The sequence below is a fragment of the Nonomuraea sp. NPDC050153 genome (assembly GCF_044460125.1).
Classification (GTDB): Bacteria; Actinomycetota; Actinomycetes; order Streptosporangiales; family Streptosporangiaceae; genus Nonomuraea.
Genome location: NZ_JBITJQ010000035.1, coordinates 42,218 through 62,798, shown reverse-complemented (window position 1 = coordinate 62,798; position 20,581 = coordinate 42,218). Strand labels below are relative to the sequence as shown.

At 70.7% G+C, this 20,581-nt stretch carries 21 protein-coding genes; 12 read left to right on the top strand and 9 right to left on the bottom strand.

Annotated features, from left to right (window positions below):
* Positions 1–34: 34 nt before the first annotated feature.
* The 3 genes from ACIBQ1_RS50030 to ACIBQ1_RS50020 all read right to left on the bottom strand — a co-directional run bounded on the left by ACIBQ1_RS50030 (position 35) and on the right by ACIBQ1_RS50020 (position 2,517).
* Positions 35–736 (bottom strand): SDR family oxidoreductase, encoded by a 702-nt coding sequence (locus ACIBQ1_RS50030; protein ID WP_397289002.1) that lies wholly within the window; start codon positions 734–736, stop codon positions 35–37.
* A complete protein-coding gene (locus ACIBQ1_RS50025) occupies positions 733–1,443 on the bottom strand; it encodes a phosphoribosylaminoimidazolesuccinocarboxamide synthase (protein ID WP_397289000.1) in 711 nt (236 codons plus the stop codon). The genes ACIBQ1_RS50030 and ACIBQ1_RS50025 overlap by 4 nt, the downstream gene beginning before the upstream one ends.
* Positions 1,444–1,725: 282 nt before the next feature.
* The gene (locus tag ACIBQ1_RS50020; RefSeq protein ID WP_397288998.1) at positions 1,726–2,517 is read right to left on the bottom strand and encodes an integrase; all 792 of its coding nucleotides are present in this window, start codon (positions 2,515–2,517) and stop codon (positions 1,726–1,728) included.
* A 296-nt stretch (positions 2,518–2,813) separates the two neighbouring features.
* Here ACIBQ1_RS50020 and ACIBQ1_RS50015 point away from each other — a divergent pair, with 296 nt between their 5' ends.
* From ACIBQ1_RS50015 to ACIBQ1_RS50000, 4 genes are all read left to right on the top strand, one after another.
* The gene (locus tag ACIBQ1_RS50015; protein WP_397288996.1) at positions 2,814–3,395 is read left to right on the top strand and encodes a TetR family transcriptional regulator; all 582 of its coding nucleotides are present in this window, start codon (positions 2,814–2,816) and stop codon (positions 3,393–3,395) included.
* Between the two features lie 133 nt (positions 3,396–3,528).
* Positions 3,529–4,716, top strand: coding sequence for a serine hydrolase domain-containing protein (locus ACIBQ1_RS50010; protein ID WP_397288994.1), 1,188 nt, complete (start codon positions 3,529–3,531; stop codon positions 4,714–4,716).
* A 2-nt stretch (positions 4,717–4,718) separates the two neighbouring features.
* Entirely contained in the window at positions 4,719–4,865 is a 147-nt protein-coding gene (locus ACIBQ1_RS50005; protein ID WP_397288992.1) for a hypothetical protein, read from the top strand.
* A 74-nt stretch (positions 4,866–4,939) separates the two neighbouring features.
* Positions 4,940–5,521, top strand: coding sequence for a TetR/AcrR family transcriptional regulator (locus tag ACIBQ1_RS50000; protein ID WP_397288990.1), 582 nt, complete (start codon positions 4,940–4,942; stop codon positions 5,519–5,521).
* A 21-nt stretch (positions 5,522–5,542) separates the two neighbouring features.
* Here ACIBQ1_RS50000 and sigJ read toward each other — a convergent pair whose 3' ends face one another.
* Positions 5,543–6,475 carry an RNA polymerase sigma factor SigJ gene (gene sigJ / locus ACIBQ1_RS49995; protein ID WP_397288988.1) on the bottom strand — a complete coding sequence of 311 codons (933 nt, stop codon included), beginning with the start codon at positions 6,473–6,475 and terminating at the stop codon, positions 5,543–5,545.
* A 297-nt stretch (positions 6,476–6,772) separates the two neighbouring features.
* Between sigJ and ACIBQ1_RS49990 the strand changes: the two genes are divergently transcribed.
* Together ACIBQ1_RS49990 and ACIBQ1_RS49985 are read left to right on the top strand one after the other, a co-directional pair.
* The gene (locus ACIBQ1_RS49990) at positions 6,773–7,945 is read left to right on the top strand and encodes an NAD(P)/FAD-dependent oxidoreductase (RefSeq protein ID WP_397288986.1); all 1,173 of its coding nucleotides are present in this window, start codon (positions 6,773–6,775) and stop codon (positions 7,943–7,945) included.
* Positions 7,946–8,024: 79 nt separating this feature from the next.
* Positions 8,025–8,576, top strand: a complete 552-nt coding sequence (locus ACIBQ1_RS49985; RefSeq protein ID WP_397289113.1) for a DinB family protein — start codon at positions 8,025–8,027, stop codon at positions 8,574–8,576.
* 48 nt (positions 8,577–8,624) lie between these two features.
* Here ACIBQ1_RS49985 and ACIBQ1_RS49980 read toward each other — a convergent pair whose 3' ends face one another.
* Together ACIBQ1_RS49980 and ACIBQ1_RS49975 are read right to left on the bottom strand one after the other, a co-directional pair.
* Complete coding sequence (locus ACIBQ1_RS49980) at positions 8,625–9,347, bottom strand: NAD(P)-dependent oxidoreductase (RefSeq protein WP_397288984.1); 723 nt, start codon at positions 9,345–9,347, stop codon at positions 8,625–8,627.
* A gap of 35 nt (positions 9,348–9,382) precedes the next feature.
* On the bottom strand, positions 9,383–10,372 hold the full coding sequence (locus ACIBQ1_RS49975) for a BtrH N-terminal domain-containing protein (protein WP_397288982.1): 990 nt from the start codon (positions 10,370–10,372) through the stop codon (positions 9,383–9,385).
* Between the two features lie 213 nt (positions 10,373–10,585).
* On the opposite strand from ACIBQ1_RS49975, the gene ACIBQ1_RS49970 reads away from it, so the two are divergent.
* From ACIBQ1_RS49970 to ACIBQ1_RS49960, 3 genes are all read left to right on the top strand, one after another.
* Positions 10,586–10,954 (top strand): hypothetical protein, encoded by a 369-nt coding sequence (locus tag ACIBQ1_RS49970; RefSeq protein ID WP_397288980.1) that lies wholly within the window; start codon positions 10,586–10,588, stop codon positions 10,952–10,954.
* A gap of 140 nt (positions 10,955–11,094) precedes the next feature.
* Entirely contained in the window at positions 11,095–11,535 is a 441-nt protein-coding gene (locus ACIBQ1_RS49965) for a hypothetical protein (RefSeq protein ID WP_397288978.1), read from the top strand.
* Positions 11,536–11,810: 275 nt separating this feature from the next.
* Complete coding sequence (locus ACIBQ1_RS49960) at positions 11,811–11,960, top strand: hypothetical protein (protein WP_397288976.1); 150 nt, start codon at positions 11,811–11,813, stop codon at positions 11,958–11,960.
* A gap of 113 nt (positions 11,961–12,073) precedes the next feature.
* Here the strand turns inward: ACIBQ1_RS49960 and ACIBQ1_RS49955 are convergent, their stop codons facing one another.
* On the bottom strand, positions 12,074–13,618 hold the full coding sequence (locus ACIBQ1_RS49955; protein ID WP_397288974.1) for a hypothetical protein: 1,545 nt from the start codon (positions 13,616–13,618) through the stop codon (positions 12,074–12,076).
* A 152-nt stretch (positions 13,619–13,770) separates the two neighbouring features.
* On the opposite strand from ACIBQ1_RS49955, the gene ACIBQ1_RS49950 reads away from it, so the two are divergent.
* Both ACIBQ1_RS49950 and ACIBQ1_RS49945 read left to right on the top strand, forming a co-directional pair.
* The gene (locus ACIBQ1_RS49950; protein ID WP_397288972.1) at positions 13,771–14,433 is read left to right on the top strand and encodes a response regulator transcription factor; all 663 of its coding nucleotides are present in this window, start codon (positions 13,771–13,773) and stop codon (positions 14,431–14,433) included.
* Positions 14,430–15,545 (top strand): sensor histidine kinase, encoded by a 1,116-nt coding sequence (locus ACIBQ1_RS49945; protein WP_397288969.1) that lies wholly within the window; start codon positions 14,430–14,432, stop codon positions 15,543–15,545. Before ACIBQ1_RS49950 ends, ACIBQ1_RS49945 begins: the two co-directional genes overlap by 4 nt.
* Positions 15,546–15,864: 319 nt before the next feature.
* Here the strand turns inward: ACIBQ1_RS49945 and ACIBQ1_RS49940 are convergent, their stop codons facing one another.
* On the bottom strand, positions 15,865–17,175 hold the full coding sequence (locus tag ACIBQ1_RS49940; protein ID WP_397288967.1) for a TolB family protein: 1,311 nt from the start codon (positions 17,173–17,175) through the stop codon (positions 15,865–15,867).
* Complete coding sequence (locus tag ACIBQ1_RS49935) at positions 17,172–17,672, bottom strand: SigE family RNA polymerase sigma factor (protein ID WP_397288964.1); 501 nt, start codon at positions 17,670–17,672, stop codon at positions 17,172–17,174. Before ACIBQ1_RS49935 ends, ACIBQ1_RS49940 begins: the two co-directional genes overlap by 4 nt.
* A gap of 203 nt (positions 17,673–17,875) precedes the next feature.
* Here ACIBQ1_RS49935 and ACIBQ1_RS49930 point away from each other — a divergent pair, with 203 nt between their 5' ends.
* The gene (locus ACIBQ1_RS49930) at positions 17,876–20,578 is read left to right on the top strand and encodes an AAA family ATPase (RefSeq protein WP_397288962.1); all 2,703 of its coding nucleotides are present in this window, start codon (positions 17,876–17,878) and stop codon (positions 20,576–20,578) included.
* Positions 20,579–20,581: the final 3 nt, after the last annotated feature.

Below are 20,581 nucleotides of genomic sequence, written 5' to 3'. Positions count from 1 at the left end.
CGGTTGCGGTTCGCTCGACAAGGAGATGACGGCTTCAGACCGCTTGGAGCCTGCTCAAGCCGGTCACGGCCATGTCGGGCAGGTGTGCCGGACGCAACTCGATCTCGCCGATGGCGGTGTCGGCGGGTGCCTCGACAACCCAGCGGACGGCCTGGGCGACGGAGGACATGGACAGTTTGAACGGTGAGTCGTCACCGATCTCGTTGGCGATCGCACCGGGGTTGATCAACGTGGTGCGGACCCCGTTCGGCCGCTCTTCGAGGAGGAGCACCTCGGCCAGCGCTTTCAGGGCCGCTTTGCTGGCGCAGTAGGCCGCACCTCCCTCGAAGTATCGGCTCCCGGCGTGGCTGCCCATCAGGACGATGCTGCCGTGGTGTGCGCGCAGGTGCGGCAGCGCCGCCTGGAGCAGCGGCAGCACGGAGACGATGTTGACGTCGAACGCGGCGCGCCAGTCGCGCAGGCTGAGCGTGCCGATCCCGCCCAATGACCGCGCCACCGCATTGACGACGAGCGAATCGATGCGCCCCCGCCGGCGCGCGACGGTCTCGACGGCGGCTGTCACCGCGTCGTCCGACTCCAGGTCGCACCGGACCTCAGGAAGCCAGGACTTCCCGGCCGAGGTGCGGTTGAGCCCCCATACTTCCCAGCCGCCCGCGTGCAGTTCGGTGGCGATGGCCAGGCCGGTGCCCCGGTTCGCCCCCGTCACGATGGCGACCGGGCTCTGCGCCTCCGTCATGCCGGGAGCCTGCCGACCAGGCCGGTCCAGACGGAGACGATGTGCTCGTGGCCGGCGCCCTGCCGGAACAGGTCCTTGTCCAGCGAGTTGCCCTCGTGATCGCGCAGCCGCATGCAGTCGGGCGAGATCTCGGAGTTGATGGTGAGGTCGCCGTTCGCGCCGGAGCCGATGATCACGCAGAAATCCCAGAGATCGAGCGGCTCCAGCCACTCGCGGAGGCGGTCATTGCATTCCCTGGCGATGCGGCGGAACTCCTCGACATCCACTCCATAGGCGCGCAGGTAGTCTTCCCCGATGGGCTGGTCCTCGGGATCGATCCGGAAGTCGAACTTCACCACCGGAGGATGGAAAACATGGCCTTCGGGAAAGAGGCCGGGATACTTTCGGAGGGTCGACCCGATGGACCGGTTTTTGACGATCACCTCGAAGGGCGGAGCCGGCACGTAGTCGGCGAGATAGGTGGTCTCGCCGAGCCGTTCCCTGAACACCGTGCGAATGCCGGACGCATGGAGCGCGTGGGCCGCGCGCTCGTAGAAGTCCAGGCGTAGTCGCGCGGTCGCCGGGACGAGCTCGTCGCGGTCGAAGGTGTAACTGCGCAGGCTGGGGATCAGCTCGACCACGCACGTGCCGTCGTCGCGCCGCCAGATCCGCTTGCTGCGGCCTTCGACGGCGGGCGGCCCGGTTATGTCACTCCGCAAAGAGGTCACAGAACAGCATGGTCATTCGCATGACTGGCGATGTCAAGCATAATCCACAAACAAGTCCAGAGATAATTGGCTCGTATTATAACCGAGTATGCGCCGGGCTGACGTGCCGGGCGAGTGAGATATTTAATTCATTGGCCATGGGCCTTTCGGAAGATATTCACAGATCAGGACATTCGCATTCCCGTTCCGTGCCCACGGCGAATGCGGATGAGTGAAATAAACGTCGATATCCGATATGGGAGGCCGCTAATGTGACGGCGGACCCGTCGTCGGCCATCGGGCCTAGCCGCCGAGGTCGGTGCAGTGCGCGATCGTCGCGTCGTCGGCCGCCACCCCGTGGCGCGCCTCCGCCTGCCGGACACGGCGGATGATCTCCGCGGGCCCGCTCGACGCCAGGACGGCCATGACCTCCGGCCAGCCGGCGAGCCCGAACCGGTCCACGATGCGACTTGCGCCGTTGCTGAGCAGGACGGCACCGGTCAGCTCGGAGATCGGGCGGCTTTCGGTGATCGCCTCGTCGGCCGCCCGCGGGTCGTCCTTGGCCACCCAGAAGCCGCCCGCCCGGTTCCGGTTGGCGCGCAGGTCCCGGAGGAGCCGGCGGTACTCGTCGCTCCCCTCGGCGGCGGCCTCGATCGCGGGCTGGTACGACCGGCTGATGATCACCTCCCGGGGGTCGGAGACGACGAGCGGCGCATCGTCCGCCCTGTCGAGCACGAGGACCGAGTCACCGAGCACCAGGTGCTCGACGAAGCCGCCGGACACGCGCAGGATGGCCACGGTCGCCGACGGGCTGATGGGGTCGGCGACGTCGCAGGTGTCCCGGTGCTCGTCCGTCACCTGCTCGATGGCCTCGGCGAGCAGGGCCGGAAGGCCGCGGTCCCGTTGAAGGGACAGGAGGCCGAGCAGGCTGCCTCCGAGGCGGCCGGCGTACCAGGCCACGCCGTGGCGGCAGATCGATTCGCCGCCGGGGATGCCGGCGCCGTCGATCAGCACCGCCGCCGTCGGCAAGGCGCCGACGAAGTCCTCGTTCTGCCGGCCGGCGCGTGCCGCGACGCTCGTCATCGTCACCCGCATGTCCGGCCGCCGCCCTCCCAGGTAAAGGACTCCTCCTGACAACCGCCTTGAACATACCGGGCGTCACCGGCGTTCCGCGCGGCCAGAACCACCAAGGAAGGCCGGCTTCGACGCATGCGTAAGAACACGAGAGCCACGCCTCCTGCCCGTGCGCAGATCCCAGAACGCGAGGGTGCCCGTCTGGCCGTAGGTCGACGCGCCGCAACCACTCGCGGTGCGGCACGTCCCAGCGGACGGTCGCGGCGGGGCGGAACACGTCGAGGTCGCGCTGATGGCCGGCCGGGTAAAGTTCGTCCATGGAGAGCGGCGGGTTGCGCGAACGCAAGAAGGCCAGGACCAGGGAGACGATCCTGCGCGAAGCGTTCAGGCTGTTCCGCGAGCGCGGCTACAACGCCACCACCGTCGACCAGATCGCCGAGGCCGCCGAGATCTCCCCCGCCACGTTCTTCCGCTACTTCCCGACAAAAGAGGACCTGGTCACGCTCGACCGCTTCCCGCCGCTCCTCGACGCGCTCCAGGTCCAGCCGCCGGGCGAACCGCTCACCGTCCTGCGCGGCGCGTTCCGTACGGCGTTCGCCTCCCTGACCGCCGAGGAGATCGCGGCAGGGCACGCGCGAGAGGTCTTCTCCGTGACCGTCCCCGAGCTGCTGGTGGCGAACCTCCGCAGAAGCCCGGGCGCACTCCGCGAGATCTCCGAGAACCTGGCGGACAGGGCCGGCTGCGACGCCGACGACCCCCGGATCCGGAACGTCACCGGCGCCGTCCTCGGGGTCGTGACCATGGTCTGGCTGCAGTGGGCGCAGGACCCCGCCCTGGACGGGCCCGCCGAGATCGACAGAGCGCTGGCCCACCTGGAGTCCGGCCTGAGCCTGCGGTAGCGGGCACGGCGGTTCCGGAACAGGTTGATCACCTTGCCGTCCGATCGATGGATCACGCGTCTGTTGCGTCCCGACCGACCGGTAGATAGGCTCCGCTTCATAGCCGACCGACCGGTCGGTCGAGGGGAGCATTGTGAAGAACGCCGATGTCCACGGCACCGTCGCCGAAGGCTTCGAGCCGGTGATGGACGCCTTCCGGCGCAACTTCGCCCAGGGCGCCGAGGTGGGTGCCGGGCTGGTCGTCTACCGGGACGGAGAGCCGGTCGTGGACCTGTGGGGCGGCGACGCCGACCCCGACACCGGGCAGCCGTGGCGGCACGACACGATCGCGCCTCTGGCCTCGACCACCAAGACCTTCGCCGCCGGGTCGTTGCTGCTGCTGGTCGAGCGCGGGCAGGTGGACCTGGACGCGCCGGTGGCACGTTACTGGCCGGAGTTCGCCCAGAAGGGGAAGGGTGAGATCACCGTCCGCGTGCTGCTCAGCCACCGGGCCGGGCTGACGTCGATGGAGGCGAGACCGGTGACCTGGGAGGACCTGCGCGACTGGACGCCGATCGCCGACACCCTGGCCGCCGCCGCGCCCGAGTGGCCGCCCGGCACGGCGCACGGCTACCACGGCGTGACGTTCGGCCATCTGACCGGCGAGATCGTCCGGCGGATGTCCGGCGTGAGTCTGGGCGAGTTCTTCGCCCGCGAGATCGCCGGGCCGCTCGGTCTCGACTGCTACCTCCGCGTGCCCGACGCCGAGCTGCCCCGGATGGCCACCATGGTGGTCCCCGACGCCGAACAGGTCCTGCTGGGCATGGAGGTGCCCGAGCTGGCGGACATGGTCCAGGCGCTGAACGATCCGGCCTCGCTGACGTACCGGTCGATGTTCGGCAGTGTCGTGATCGGCTGGGACGCGACGAACGACCCGAGCACGTACCAGGTGGAGAGCCCGTCCATGGACGGTGTGGCCTCCGCGCCGTCGCTGGCGCGCTACTACGCCGCGCTGATCGGCGAGGTGGACGGCGTCCGGTTGCTCGGCCCTCAGCTCGTGGAGCAGGCCCGGCACTCCTACGGCGACGGCGTCGACGAGATCCTGCGGGTGCGGACCTCGTGGGGGCTGGGCTTCGCGCTGCCCGGCGGCCCGATGTGGCCGGTGCCGGAGAAGATCGGCGGCCTGTTCGGGCACAGCGGCGCCAGCGGCTCGTTCGCCTTCGCCGACCCCGAGCGCGGCCTGGCCTTCGCGTACGTCCCCAACCGCGGTTCGGAGCTGCTCGAAGGCGGCGACTTCCGGGTCCGCGGCCTGATCGCGGCCCTGTACGAGGGCAGGCTCTGACGATGCCGGAACCGCGTTTCTCCGCCTTCGCCGATCCGGCGAATCACCTGGCCTTCGCGTACGTGCCCAACCGCATGTCCGGCTACATCGAAGGCGCGGACGCCAACGCCAGGCGGCTGGCGGCGGCGGTGTACGACGCGCTCCTCTGACGAACGCAGCCGACCGACCGATAGGTAGGCTGATAGGGTGTGCCGACCCGAACACCCGATGTGGAGGATCAGAGTTGTCTCGTCACGAGCCGGGTGACACCCGTGGCCGCATCATCGAGACAGCACGGGAGCTGTTCACCACGCAGACGTACCGCGCGGCCTCCATGCGCGACATCGCGGAACGGGTCGGCATCACCAAGCCGACGCTCTACCACCATTTCCGCAGCAAGAGCGAGATCCTGGCCCACCTGGTCGGCCCGCCGATCGACCAGTTGGAGGCGACGATCGACGCCGCGGCCGCTCGCCCCACCCTGGCCGAGATCCGGCACCACGTGTTGGGCGGCTGCCTGGACGTCATGCTCACCCACCGCGAGACCATGACCTTGCTCCTGCGCGACGCCTCGGTCTACGGCGACGAGACGACCGCGGTCATGTCACGCATGGTGACCATCGTGAACCGGGCCATCGAGCTGCTCGCCGGGCCCGATCCCGACTGGCGCCGCCGCGTACGCGCGGCCCAGGCGTTCGCGGCCGCCACCGACCCCGTCGGCCAGTTCGCGGACGTGCCGGTGGACGACCTGCGCGCCGAGCTCATCCGCGGCGCGAGCGCGATTCTCGACCCCGAGCCGATCGGCGAGCTCCACCCGGCAAGGTGACCGGCGAAGCGCGCGAGCGGCCTAATGCTGCGCCGCCGTCCACGGCCGGAGCTTGTCGGGGTTGCGTACCGCCCAGATGTGCTTGATCCGGCCGCCCGGCACGTCGAACGCCGCCACCGTCACGGTGACGCCGTCGCGCTGGGCCACCAGACCGGGCTGACCGTTGACCGTACGCTCCAGCAGCGTCAGGCCGGGCGCGTATTCGGCGAGGGCGAGGAGGTAGCGGGCGATCTGCTCGCGGCCCTCGATCGGGCGCAGCCCGGCGCTGACCTGTCCGCCGCCGTCGACGATCGCGGTGGCGTCGGGGTCGAGCAGGCTGATGAGGGCGTTGATGTCCTTGGCCTCCCAGGCCTGCTTGAAGTCCTTGACGATGCCGGCCTGCCGGGCCGTCGGAGCGGCGGGAGTCCGCGCCGCGCCGATGCGGCGGCGGGCCGAGGAGGCCAGTTGCCGGCAGGCCGCCGGGGTACGGCCGACGATCTCGGCCACTTCGGCGAACGGGTAGCCGAAGACGTCGTGCAGGATGAACGCGACGCGTTCGGCCGGGGTCATCGACTCCAGCACGATCAGGAAGGCCATGTTGACCGACTCGTCGAGGGTGACCCGCTCGGCCGGGTCGCCGCCGGATCGCCCGCTGATCCATTCCGTACGGTCGGGCAGCGGCTCGGGGATCCATTCGCCCACGTAGCGTTCGCGCCGGGCGCGGGCCGAGCCGAGCAGGTCCAGGCAGATGCGGCTGGCGACCCTCATCAGCCAGCCGCCGGGCGAGGCGATGTCCTCCTGTTGCCGCCGCGTCATGGCGTACCAGCGGGCGTAGGTCTCCTGGACGACGTCCTCGGCCTCGGCCAGGGAGCCGAGCAGCCGGTAGGCGAGGTTGATCAGCTGCCGCCGCTCGCTCATGATCGCGCTCAGGCCCGGGTCGAGCTGATCGTGTCCTGGCTCGGATGGGGTGGTCATGGTGCCGCCGGCTCCCTCTGTCGCTGCTGCCGTCACCCAGACCGACGAGACGACATCTCGGAATGTGAGGGCGGGTCGTCGGATTGCTGAGGCGCCAGGTCGCAAACTACCGCTGAGCTCGGGAAACCATGTCCCCCGCCCCCGGCTTCTTCCTGCTGTCGCCGGTACGGCCGCCGCGCCGCCTCACATTCGCAGCGCCTGTGTCGTCGGCCTACCGAGACACCAGCGCGGCGGCCCATCGTCCCCATCGGGTCGCCGGCCTCGAACACCTCCTGAGATCGAGAAGGGAGCCTCACCATGTCCACACCCGCACCCGCCACCCCCAGCAAGGTTGTTGTCATCGGCGGCGGTTACGCCGGAGCACTCGCGGCCAACCATCTGCGGATGCGCGCCGACGTCGGCATCACCGTGGTCAATCCCCGTCCGGAGTTCGTCGAACGAGTCAGGCTGCACCAGTTCGTGGCCGGCACCGGCGAGGCCGCGGTGGACTACGGCACGCTGCTCGGCGAGGGCATCCGGCTGGTCGTCGACAGCGCCACGCGGATCGACACCGCCGCCCGCACGGTACGGCTGGCGTCGGGCCGCGCGCTGGACTACGACCACGTCATCTACGCGGTGGGCAGCACCGGGGCGATACCGTCATCGGTGCCCGGCGCGGCCGAATTCGCGTTCGGCCTCGCCGAGTTCGAGTCCGCGCAGCGGCTGCGTGCCAGGTTGGCGGAGTTGCCCCTCGACGCTCCGGTCACGGTGGTCGGCGGCGGGTTGACCGGCATCGAGACGGCCGCCGAGCTCGCCGAGCGAGGGCGTACGGTCACGCTGGCCTGTGGCGGGACCCTGGCGCCGTCATTCGGCGCGTCGGGCCGCCGAGCCGTGGCCAAGTGGCTGTCCCGGCACGGTGTCGCGGTGCTCGAGGCCGCCGAGGTGAGCGAGGTGCAGCCGGATGCGGTCGCCTTCGCCGACGGCGCGGTCCGCGCGAGCGCGCTGACCATCTGGGCGGGCGGCTTCGGGGTGCCGCGGTTGGCGGCCGCGAGTGGGCTGCGGACCGACGAGCTCGGCCGGCTGCTCACCGACGAGACGCTGACCAGCGTCGACGACGACCGCATCGTCGCGGCGGGCGACGCCGCCGCGCCTTCGGGCCGGCCGCTGCGGATGAGCTGCTACGCCGCCGGGCCGCTCGGGGCACAGGCCGCCAACACCGTCCTGAGCCGCATCGCGGGGACCGAACCGGCGACGATCACCCTGGGCTTCTCGGGGGCGTGTGTCAGCCTCGGCCGGCGCACCGCCGTACGACAGCTCGCCCGCAAGGACGACACCGCGGTGAACGCCTACGTCGGCGGCCGCATGGGCGCGGCGATCAAGGAGGTGACCTGCAAGTTCGCGGTGTCGAGGATCCGCCGCGAGGCCCGCAGGCCGGGTTCCGTCATCTGGGTGAAGGGCGACCCACGTCCCAAGCAGCCGGCCCCCGCCTGACCGCTGACGAAGCGACGGGCCTGAACAAACTCGCTTGCGTGCCGCGCCCCCGCTCAGAATAGTGAGCCCGGTGAGCGACATGCCCGAGCGGTGGACCCAGGCCAGCGTCTATCCCGACATGTGGGCGGACCCCGACGAGGATCCCCGCACCATGGACGGGGTCAGCCCGGACGGCGAGTTGGCGACGCTGCAGGACTACCTGAAGAACTATCGGCTGACCCTGCGGCTGAAGTGCGAGGGGCTGGACCCGGAGCAGCTGGCGCGCCGTTCGGTGCCGCCGTCGACCATGTCCTTGCTGGGGCTGGTCCGCCATCTTGCCGAGGTGGAACGCGACTGGCGCAATTGGGTTCTGCCCGGCGACCCGGCACCGAAGCTGTACGGAGCCCGTGACGCCGACTTCGAGGGAGCCGTCGCGGAGCAGGCGCTGGTCGACGCCGCGTACGCCGATCTCGCTCGCGAACAGGCGGCAACCGATGCGGTGCTGGCCGACTACCCGGATCCGGGCACGCGAGTGGGCCGGGACGGCATCGCGATCCGGGAGCTGTGGGTCCACCGGATCGAGGAGTACGCCCGCCACTGCGGACACGCCGACCTGCTGCGCGAACGCATCGACGGCCGGGTGGGGCAGTGACGCGGCCGGTCCGGTGCGGCGCCCGCGATGTCGATCTCGCCGGGCCCATCAAGCGCTGCCGATGCGGAGCGCCTCCTTCAGGAACACGCGGTAGACGCTCGGCGTCCCCTCGGTGGTGATGACCTCGACGACGGAGCGGACGTTGCGATCCTCGACGGCCTCGCGAATGAGCGCGTCGGCCAGGTCGCGGCGCGAGGTGAACCGGCCGACCATCTGCGGCGGGCCGACGGTGTAACCGGTGACCGCGTCGCCGTCGAACAGGCCGGAGGGGCGGATGACGGTCCAGTCGAGGTCGGTCCGGGCGACGATCTCTTCCATGCGGGCGGCATCCTCGTACAGCGGGCGGCCCATTCTGAGGAGCATGGGCACGATCACCTTGCGGTAGAAAAGGGTCTCGCCGGGCGGGGGCTTCATGGGGACACCGGTCGAGGTCACGCACACCAGGCGCCGGATGCCGTGCGCGGCCATGGCCGCGACGATGTTCTCGGCAGACCGGGAGCACGTGGTGGGAACCTCGGAACCGTAGGGGACGCCGAGCGTCGAGATCACCGCCTCGTGCCCGGCCACCGCCCGGTCCACCGCCTCGGGGTCCAAGGCGTCCGCCTTCGCCACGTGCAGCGCGGGATCGCTGAGGGGGAACGCCTCCGGATGCCGGGTGACCGCGGTGACGGCGTGGCCCTCGGCGAGCGCCTGGGCAGTGGCGAGCCTCCCCGTCGGGCCGTTGGCCCCGAAGATCACGAGCTTCTCTCTCAGCGGAGTTTTACGCATCATATATTCATTATAAGGCGCGTAAAGTCATAGGCGTCTCACTCCCCCAGGCGGCTCAGCGCCTGCATGGCCTCCCGCTCTATGCGTGAAAGGTCACGCAGGACGGCGCCCGCCTGTACGAGGGGCTGCGCGTCGCCTGATTCACCGGCTTTCGTGATCAGCGCGGCGACCTCCGTCCACAGGGCGGCCGCCTCTGTGTACAGCTCGTGGCCGGTGCGCAGGTGGCCGCTGTCGAGCAGCTGGATGCATTCGGCGAGGAAGTCGCGGTAGAGGTTGCGGAACAGGGCGCCGCCGGTGCCGCCCCTCTCCATCAGAAGGGCGGCCTGCGGCAGGTCCCGCCGCGGGTCCTCGGTCCGCTGGAGCCAGGTGCGTACCAGCTTGCCGGCCTTCTCGATTCCGCGGTGCCCCAGGTTGGCGATGGGCGGGGCGAGGAAGGCGTCGGCGCAGGCGGTGATGGCAGGAACGATCTGGTCCTGCCGGCAGGGCAGGGTGCGCGGAGCGGTGAGGGTGAAGGACCGGTGCCTGGCGGTCATCGGGCCGCGCGCGGCCCTGGCCTGGGCGAGCCCGGTCAGGCTGGTGGACACCGCTCCGCCTTGCTGGTCGGTGTCCACCAGGTAGGCGTCGTGGTCGTCGTAGCCGTACATGGCGACGACGTGGCCGCCGAAGTGCACCTTCGACCCGAAGTAGTCCAGGTGGTAGCTGTCGAGCTGCAGTCCGACGGGGTGGCCGGCGTCGATGGGCGCTGTCACGTTCTCCCATGCCCGGCGGGGGGAGGTGGTCTCCTGTACGAGGAGCTCCAGACCGAGCCGGGTGGCCAGGTTTCTGGTGAGCTCGAAAGGCTTGACCCGTCCTCCGAGGAAGGGGAAGCCCATGTTCTTGGCGTCCCAGTAGACGAAGGACAGCCCGGAGCCGAGGCCGAAGAGCATGGGCTCGGACAGATCGATTCCCTGGTGCCGCAGCAGCACCCCCAGAGCTGTCGTCTCGCAGTGTTGCGCGCCGCGGGTATCGACGTCTTTCACCTTCGTCATGCCGTGCTCTCCTGGATGGGGATGATCGTTCGGGTCATCGGCGCAGCCGGGCGCGACGCCCGATCGTGAGAAGTTCGCCTCGCACGCCATCATGGTGGGCTCTCCCACGATGGGAGAGTCCACCTTGTGTCCCCAGCAGGGCTTGCTGACGACCGAAGACACCCGTACAGAACCGCGATCACGCCATGCCCGGCAGGATGCAGACTTGGGGATATGACCATCAACAAGGTGCTGGACAACGCGGTCCTCGCCGTGCAGCACGACATGCACGCGACCGGAGTCCCCGGACGACTCGGCTTCGGCACCCCGGAGTGGGACGACCACGGCTATCTGCGCGTCGAGTACAAGGGGCAGTACTCCAGCCTCGGACTGCGTGCCGACGAGGAGCACGATCCGGTCGCCGCCCTTGTGCTGATCGCCGACCTCGCCCAGGCGGTGATCACCGAACAGGATTGGCAGGCGTGGCCGGCCTGTCCGACGCATTCTCTCGGACTGCATCCGAAGCAGGCCAACGGGGCAGCCCTCTGGACCTGCAAGGGTGCCGGCGGACACACCGTGGCGGCGATCGGAGAATGGGAGTGACGGGTCCCGGCACCGGGATGCCTCAGCCCTCCATACCCGAAACATACCGGGCCCTGCTGAGCTGACCTTGCACGCAATCAGTTCCCGAGGAAGGGGCGCCTCCGCTGAGGCGTCCGTCCCGGATGACACGGAAAGCGATCATGGAACGCTCTTGGATTTCACGCGGCGTCACCGCCGCGGCCATGGCCGGCATCACTCTGCTGAGCGCAACCCCGGCATCGGCGGAGAGCTACTGGAGCACGGCTGCGCCGACGTCCGCCACGTCGGTGGGCAACCTGTACGAGAAGACGGTCACCGTCGCCAACAAGAAGTTCACGGTGCAGCTTCGTTCGGGGAAATGGAGCTCGTACACCTATATCTGGGCTCGCGCCCCCAAGAATTCCAGCGCGAACGGCAACCACCTCTACCTGTCGGTGTACAACCCTTCGACGAAGAAGTGGGAGGACCGGTGGGAGACCATCAAGAACACGACCTACACCGACGCGCACCGGGCCAGAGCAAAGTACGGGTTCAAGGCGTGCGCGAAGCAGCCCGGCCTCGGTGGAAGCCCGGCCGTGTGCACCAGCACCTGGTGGGTGTGATGCCCTGAGCTGAACGCGAGTGGCTTGGCCCGCCGGACAGCAGGCCCCGGCCACGCACCTCCCGGGTTGCCGGTGGTCCCGAGTGACGACACCATGGCCCGGGTGCCGTGGGGAGGGATCGTGGACGAGGCGATGCGGGCAGTGGCGCGGGCGTACGGGCTGGGGGAGCCGGTCGGGCCGGCCGTGTACGCGGCGCGCGGTGAGCTCGGCCGGATCTGGCGGCCGGGGAGGCAGGGGTTCGCCTCCCCGGGCACGTCACGACGGCCGAGGGCGACGTGCTGCTCGACGGGAGGTGGCGGGTCTACGAATGGGTGGATCTGGTGCCGGGCGAGGTGGTTACGGGGGCCGAACTCGGCGTGGTGCCGGGCGGCACCGCGGACAAGGTGCGACGCGTGATCGACGAACTCCTGCGACCGGCCCCCTGAAGACACCGGGGAAACCTTCGAGACACGTTGCTGTTCGCCTTTGCCGGAGGTTGTCCCTGGCCAAGATCGAGGCCGACCTGCTGGAGTCCGTACGGGCCGATGTTTCCGCACCATCAGGCGAGCGCGGCCTTCCTGCGATGCACGACAATCGCCACCCCAAGAGCGAGGGCGGCATATCCACAGGTCACCGCCAAACCTGCCCACGGCGGGAGCGGGTAATAGCCCTCGATCAGTGACCGGCCCACGTCCACATGCGCGAACACGGGGACGCTCTGCGTGATCGCGAACCCGGCGGCAGGGGTGATCAGCAGCAGCCAGGACGCCAGACCCGCAGTCGCCAGCAGCTGGGGCACGACGACCAGCGCGATGGCCAGCCCGATGGCGACGGCGGCCCGCTTGACCAGCGCGGCCAGGCCCAGAGCCAGTACGGCGGCGGCCGCGGTCAGCGCCGCGAAACCGACGATCACCCGCAGCTCGGTGACCAGGGTGAGCGGCTGGATCGGGTTCTGATTGGCCCGCAACATCGCCAGGCCGACGGGGACCACCACCCCGGAGGTCACCAGCCCCGCCACGAACGCGACCGCCCCGACCACCACGGCCTTGGCCGCCAGCAACCGCGCCGGATGCGGCTCGGCCGGCAACCGCGCCGGATGCGGCTCGGCCGGCGACCCGGTCCCGATCGGCCCCCGCCGGTGTTCCGCCGTGACGAACGTGACCGCCACCACGAGCACCAGGATCAGCCCCAAAGCCCCGCCGATCAGCATGAGGTCAGCGCGCATACCGCCCTCCACCGTCGCGGGCCCGATGTCACCACCCCCGGTCACGATGAGCTTGTCGCCGGACTCGACCACCCCGCCCGGGTGATGCGGGGTCCTGCCGTCGGACTCCATGGAGACGCCGACGTCGTCGCGGCGCCACGAACCGTTCGCGCCCTGCAGCGCGATCTGGTCGAAGGTGGCGGTGGCCTGGGCGAAGGCTTTCGCCATGTCCCACAAGGCGCCCGGTGAGGTGGCGAACAGCCCGATCTCGACCGTCTCCGGCAGCCCGGTCAGCTTGACCGTGCCGACTTCGGTCCAGGTCTTGCCGTCGTCCGACTCGTAGCCGGTGATGGTGTCGCCCGACCTGGTCAGCCGCAGCCACTGCGGGCCGTTGTGAGGACCGCCGGGCATGTCGTGGGTGAAGTTGTACTGCATCCGCACGCCGTGATCTCCGGTGAGCATGACGGCGGCGTACGGTGTGCCCTGCTTGAGGCTCTGCCTGACGAGGAGCCCGGCCTTCGCCCACGGCACCACTCCCTCCTTGACGTTGCGCACCCCCGGTACGGCGTCCGGCAGCCGGATCTGCCCGGTCATGTCCGATACGCGGGCGGTGATGCTGCCGTTCCCCTTGAGCGGCTGGTGCACGAAGTAGTACTTGTCCTTCACCGCCGTGCCATCGGGCCCCACCAACGGCGCGGGGCAGGCGCCCTCCCCCTTCCCTGTCACGCAGGTGGTGCGCGCGCCCCCGGCGACCAGCAGTCCGAGCGACACGGTGACCAGCACGGACGCCGCCAAAGCGAGCACCCAGCCCCGCGCGGAACGGAACCTGGTCCACTCCGCACGCAGCAGCCGGGGGAAGCCGTCCCGCCGGCTTGATCGGTAGGGCGTGTATGAACTCATGCCGACGGTTGTACGCGGCGCCCGGTTCCGGCCCGGTCGCAGCGGCTGCGACCCGGCTGGAACCGGGGATCTGGCATCGTTGCGGGCATGGCACCTCGACCCGGCGGCCGGTTCGGCCACCCCACCCGCACGCCGACCTGCGGTGATCGGCGGTGAGGGTCCTCGTCGTCGAGGACTTCGAGGTCCTCGCCCGCTCCATCGGAACCGGGCTGCGCCGCGAGGGCATGGCCGTCGACGTCGTCCTGGACGGAACCGCCGCCCTCGACCGCCTGGCCGCCACCCGCTACGACGTGGTGATCCTCGACCGCGACCTGCCCGGCGTCCACGGGGACGAGATCTGCCGGCGGCTCGCCCACGGCCGCTGCGAGACCCGCGTGCTGATGCTCACCGCCTCCGGCACGATCGAGGATCGCGTCGACGGGCTCAGCCTCGGCGCCGACGACTACCTGCCCAAGCCGTTCGCGTTCGCCGAACTGGTCGCCCGCGTCCGTGCCCTGGCCCGGCGCGCCACCCCGCCGCTGCCGCCGACGCTGACCTGCGGGGACATCACCCTCGATCCGGCCCGCCGTACCGCGTCCCGGGCCGGCCGGCGCCTTGACCTGAGCCCCAGGGAGTTCGGCCTGCTCGAATGCCTGCTCGCCGTACCCGGCCTGGTCATCTCCGCCGAGGAACTGCTCGAACGCGTCTGGGACGAGGCCGCCGACCCCTTCAGCAGCGCCGTCAAGCACACCATGCACCGGTTGCGGGCCAAGCTCGGCGACCCGCCCGTGATCGAGACCATCCGCGAAGGCGGCTACCGCATCGGACCCTCATGACCCCCGGAAAGCTCGCCAGAAGGTCGTTGCAGACGCGGCTCGCGCTCGCCTACGCGGCGGCCATCTACGCCGCCGGGGTCTTCGTGGTCGTCTTCGTCTCCGTCCCGCTCGCCAGCATCCAGGTGGCCACCCCCAAGGACCACCCCTCATCGAGCGCGATCACCGGCACCGGGCCCGGGATCAGCCTGCCCCAACTCCTCACGGGATCCGCCGTCGCCCTGGTCCTTCTGATCCCCGTCGCCCTGGCTCTCGGCTGGTACGTCGCCGGCCGGTTCCTGCACCCGCTGCGCGCCATCACCGCCACCGCCAAAATCATCTCCGCCGGAGACCTCCACCGGCGCCTCGACCTCGGCGAGCCCACGGACGAGCTGACCGAGCTCGGCCACACCCTCGACGACCTGTTCGCCCGCCTCCAGGCCTCCTTCGACGCCCAGCGCCACTTCGTCGCCAACGCCTCCCACGAGTTGCGCACCCCGCTAGCCGGCCTGCGTACCCTCCTCGAAGTCGCCCTCGCCGACCCCGATGCCGACACCGACACCCTGCGCGCGGTCTGCCAGGAGGCCCTCGCTCTGGGCGAACACCAGGAGCGGCTCGTCCAAGCGCTGCTCGCCCTGGCCACCAGCGAGCGCGGCGTCACCCGCTGGGACCCCCTCGACCTCGCCCACGTCGTCGAAGAGGTGCTCGCCTCCCGCCGCGACCAGGCAGCACAGAAGGGCATCGACCTCGCCGAACGCCTGGCGCCCGCGGTGACGGCCGGAGACCCGAGACTGATCGAAAGCCTCGTCGCCAACCTCATCGACAACGCCATCTGCCACAACCACGCGGACGGGCACGTACAGGTCACCACCCGGACCTCCGGCACGCAGGTGGCCCTGACAGTCACCAACAGCGGGCCGGTCATCCCCGACAACCAGATCCAGCGCCTCTTCCACCCCTTCCAGAGACTGGCACCCGATCGTCACGGCCGCCGCGACGGCTACGGCCTCGGCCTCGCCATCGTCAACGCCGTCACGCAAGCGCACCACGCCACCCTCACCACCAGCGCACGCCCCGAAGGCGGCCTGTCCATCACCGTACGGTTCGCGCACGGACCTCATCCGGACCGCCCCTGACGTCAGGGGACGCCACCGAGGCCAGAACGCACCGCATGCTCGCCGACCAGCGAGCGCGACAGGATCTCCGAGCACATCACCGACCTCATCCGCACCCGGGACGCACGCAACGAGCTGATCGCCACGAATCGAGCACATCGGGAGGGTCTCCGGACGGCAGTCGCCGGCTGAACGATCAACCGGCCTGCGAGGTGACGCGCCGGGCCGGGCAGCCGGTGGAGTTCACCGAAGAGGGCGACCCTGCGGAGTCGGCCGGTGGCGCCGAGCTCGTGGCCTACAGGGCGACGCCCAGCCCCCATCATCGTCCGGGGTCACGCCGCTACTTGATCGCGGCCAGGTCCAGGACGTACATCTCGTTCTTGATCGGGTAGGTCATCAGGCGGTCGAGGCCGCCGTCGGGGATCGCCATGCTTCTGTTCGCATCCGGCCGTATGCCGAGATCGGCGGACCTGCCGGTGTCGGCGTCATACAACGTCGGGACGGCCTGGTTTCCCGGTCCGTCCAACGTGATCCTGAAGAAGCGGTCCAGGCCGGCGTCGTCGCCTGGCTGGAAGGCGCTTGGCAGTTCGCGCTCGTGGGAGCCGTCGCGGTCGCGGACGAACCTACGCAGGATGGTCCCGGTCCGCGCCGTGTCCGGGCACCGGCGAGTACCGCACTTGATCTCCTTGCCGGAGCGGTCGCGGGGGGGTTTGACCTTGACGGTCCTGTATCGCACTGCCACGCCCACGCATCGGTCGACGCCGCACCTGACCTCCTCGTCGGCCTTGACCACGGCGTCGCGCCGCTCACCGGTCTCGACGTTGAGCAGCTCGCGGAAGATCGCCTTTCCGCGGTGGATGCCCACCCACGGCCATTGCAGGATGTGGTGCCGCTCGGCGCCCTTCACCGGCTGCGGCGAGCCCCCGCTCAGCGGCACCCGGTAAACCCCGCCCTTCTCGTAGGCGAAGACCACGTCCGAGCCCGTCACCGTCAGCCCGTTGATGTGCCCCTGCTTCATGACGTTTCCGAGGGGGACGTCGGTCACCGGCCGAGGCCGGCCGCCGGTGGCCGGCACCGTCCAGATCCGGGCGACCCGCGGGCGATCCCCCTCCTTGTAGGACGCCCACCAGACGATGTCGCCGCCACCGGCGGCGACGCCGTCGGCGAAGATCGCCGATCCCTTCGTCGAGGGGATCTCGGCGATCTGCCTGGGCTGTCCGGTGCCCAGGTCGTAGCTCCACAGGAACTGACGTTTTCCGTCACTGACGCCCGTCATGACCAGCAGCGTCTGATCGTCGAGGAGTAGTTGCGGGTAGTACGCGCGGCCGTCGGGCAACTTGGCCGGGATCTTGTGCACGGCCTGCGGCCACACCTTCTCGATGCGTGGCGGAATCTTGTCCGCCGACGGCTCGGCCTCGCCGGTCGCGCTGACCGCGGGGTGCGGCTCGGCCGACGCGCCCATGGCGCTCACCACCGCGCCCACCCCGCCTGCCACCAGGACCACAGCCGCGGCCGCGCGCACGGCGGCGGTCCGCGCCCGCCGCCGGCGATGGCGCGTCTTGACCGTCGCGGCCAGCCCGGCCGGCGCCTGCGGCGCACGATGCGCCGCCCCAGACAGGACGCGGCTCAGCTTGTCTTCCAGATCGGTCATCGCATGCTCCTGTGGGTCACCGGTGCGGAGGAGAGGGAGGAACGCAGCTTGTCCAGGCCACGGAAGGCCTGGCTGCGCACGGTTCCGGGGGAGATGCCGAGCACCTTGGCGATCTCGGCGTCGCTGAGCTGTTCGTAGTAGCGCAGCACCAGCACGGCACGCTGTCTGCGGGGCAGCGCGGCCAGCTCCTCCCAGAGACCCTGGTCCTCGTCGAGAGGGAAGACTTCGTGGTGAACCCGCTCCGGCGGCTCTCCGATGAGGTGTTCACGCCTGCGCCGCCGCCAGACGCTGATGTGTAACCGTGCCATCGTGGTTCGGGCGTAGCTGTGCGGGCTGTCCTTGAGCCTCACCCTCGGCCAGGCGCCGCACAGCCGTACGAGAGCTTCCTGGACCAGGTCGGCGGCGTCATGAGGGTTTCCGGTCAGGACGTATCCGTAGCGGAGCAGCGCGTCCGTCTGCTCTGCCACGAAGTCGTCGAAGCCGGGTTCGTCATCCACTTGTGGTCCCTTCGGTAGTCACGTCCCAGACGGCTGAAGGGGCGAAGATGTTGCATCGCTCGGCGAATGTTTTCTCGGGGTCCGGCTGTCCGGCCGGAATTGCACGATAAGCCTCCGCCGGAGGTCGGGCGGGGTTGCGAAGGGTTTGTGAGAAGCGGCTCTGCGGGGTCGGGGCAGGTGGGGGCCTCCTACAGTGGGTGCTTGTGCTTTACGGCAGATCTGCGGAAATCAGCGCACTCGACGAGGTGATCGCGCGGGCTCGCGACGGTTCTGGTGGCGCGGTGGCGTTGCGGGGCGAGGCAGGCGCGGGCAAGACCGCCTTGCTCGACGCGGCGGCCGCGCGAGGTGGTGCGATGCGGGTGTTGCGGGCCACTGGCGTCGAGTCCGAGTCCGACCTCGCGTTCGCGGCGCTGCACCAGGTGCTGTGGCCGGTGACCGGTTCGCTCGACGCGCTGCCCGAGCCGCAGCGCGATGCCGTGCGCGCGGCCCTGGGGCTCGCGGCGGGCAGCGTCGGCGATCGGTTCCTGGCGGGGGCCGGTGTGCTCTCGCTGTTGGCCGAGGCCGCCGCGCCGGACGGGCTGATTTGCGTGGTCGACGACTTCCAGTGGGTCGACCAGGCCTCGGCCGACGCGTTGCTGTTCGCTGCCAGGCGGCTGGGGACGGAACGGATCGCCATGTTGTTCGCCGTGCGCGGGGACGTTCCGGTCAAGGGGGTGCCGCTGACAGTGGACGTGCGCGGCCTGCCCGAGTCCGCGGCGGCCGAGCTGCTGGAGTCCCGCTACCGTGTGCTGCCCGCCCATGTGGCACGGGAGCTCGTCACGCTGACCCGCGCGAACCCGCTCGCCCTGGGCGAGATCCCGGCCCGCCTGACGCCCGCGCAGCTCGCCGGGCGCGAACCGCTGCCCGACCCGTTGCCCGGTGGTGCCCGGCTGTTCGGCGATCGGGTGGCCGCGTTGTCCGTCCCTGCTCGGCTGGTCGCCCTGGTCGCCGCCGTGGAGGCTGACCTCGACCAGGTCCTGCGCGCCACCGACCGGCTGTTCGCCGAGCAAGCGGTACGGCCCGGTGAGAGCACGGGGGCCGGGGCTGGGCGGGTGGCGTTGGCCGAGTTGGAGGAGTCCGGGCTGGCCGGGGTGTCGGGCACGAGCGTGCGCTTCCGTCATCCGCTCATCCGATCCGCGATCCACGAGGCGGCCGCTCCCGCCGACGTCCGCCGGGTGCACGCCATCCTGGCGGAACTGACCACGGATGACCGTCGCGCCTGGCACCTGGCCGGAGCCGCCCTGGGGCAGGACGAGCGGGTCGCCGCCGCGCTGGTGGCCGCCGCGGAGCGGGCGCGCGACCGCGCCGGGTACGGCACCGCCGCCACGGCCCTGGCCAGGGCCGCCGAGCTGACCCCCGAGCCGCGCGTCCGTGCCGTCCGCCTGAAGGACGCCGCCGTCGCGGCCTGGCTCGGCGGCCGCCCGGGACAGGCGGAGTCGCTGCTGGCCGAGGCGCGCGAACAGGCCGACGGGGACGCCACCCTCGCCATGGAGATCGCCCAGCTCCGGGGCCGGTTCGAGCTCAACTCGGGCAACGCCGCCGAGGCCGTACGGATCCTGGCGGCGGGCGACAGCCTGGACATGCTGGCCGATGCCGTGGAGGCGGCCTCGTACGTCGGCGACACGGCGGCCATCGTCGAACTTGGCCGGAGAGCGGCGGCGCACCCCGAGGGGTTCCTGCGGGACACGGTGGCCGGGATCGGCCTGACGCTGGACGGCGACGCCATCGGGCCGGGCCTGCTGCGGCGGGCGCTGGCCCGGGTCGGCGAGCTGGAGGACGCGGCGGGGTACCTGTGGGCGGCGGCCGCGGCCAGCTACCTGGGCGAGGCGGACCTGGCCGCCGAGATGGCCGGCCGGGCTGGGCGGGTGGCCAGGGTGTCGGGGATGAGCGGGCAGCTGCCGGTCGTGCTGGAGTTCGTGGCGACGGCCGAGCGCATCGCGGGGCGGCCGGCGCGCAGCCAGGCCGTCTCCGAGGAGGGCCTGACGCTGGCCCGTGAGGCCGGGTATGAGAACACGGTGGCCGCGCACCTGGCCAACCTGGCGGTGCTGGCGGCGCTGCGCGGCGAGGAGGAGCCCTGCGAACGGCAGGCCCGCGAGGCGCTGGCCATCGCCATCCCGCACCGGGTGGGATTGCGCGCGGGAGTGGCCGCGTACGCGCTGGCGATGCTCGATCTGTGCCTGGGCCGCTACGCGGCGGCGCACGACCGTTTCGCGGCCGTCGCCGCGTCGGGACCGGGCGCCGGGCATCCGACCGTGGTGTGGCGGATGGCGCCGGACCGCGTCGAGGCCGCTGTGGGCGCGGGCGACGAGGCGGCTGCACGGGCGGCACTGGCCGCGTACGAGCAGTGGTCGACGCACGCCGCGACGGCCGAGTCGCACGCCCTGCTGGCCCGCTGCCGGGGCCTGGTCGAGTCGTCCGAGGACGCCTTCGGCGAGGCGCTGCGGCTGCACACCAACCCGTTCGAGGCGGCCAGAACGGCCCTGCTGCTGGGTGAGCGCCTGCGTCGCGCGCATCGGCCGGGCGAGGCGCGGGCGCATCTGCGGACGGCGTGGGAGACGTTCGAGCAGGCGGGCGCCCGGCCGTGGGCGCGGCGCGCGCAGGATGAGTTGCGCGCGGCGGGCGAGAGCGGGCAGGCCCCGCCCGCGGCCGTGCTCGACGCGCTGACCCCGCAGGAGCTGCGCATCGCGGGCCTGGTCGCCGACGGGTTGTCGAGCAAGCAGATAGCCGCCCAGCTCTTCCTGAGCCCGCGCACGGTCGAGTATCACCTGTACAAGATCTATCCGAAGCTGGGCATCGGCTCCCGTACGGATCTGGCGCGACTAGTAGTTCTACAGAAGGCGCCCGTAGCCGAAGACGACATGCTCTGAGAC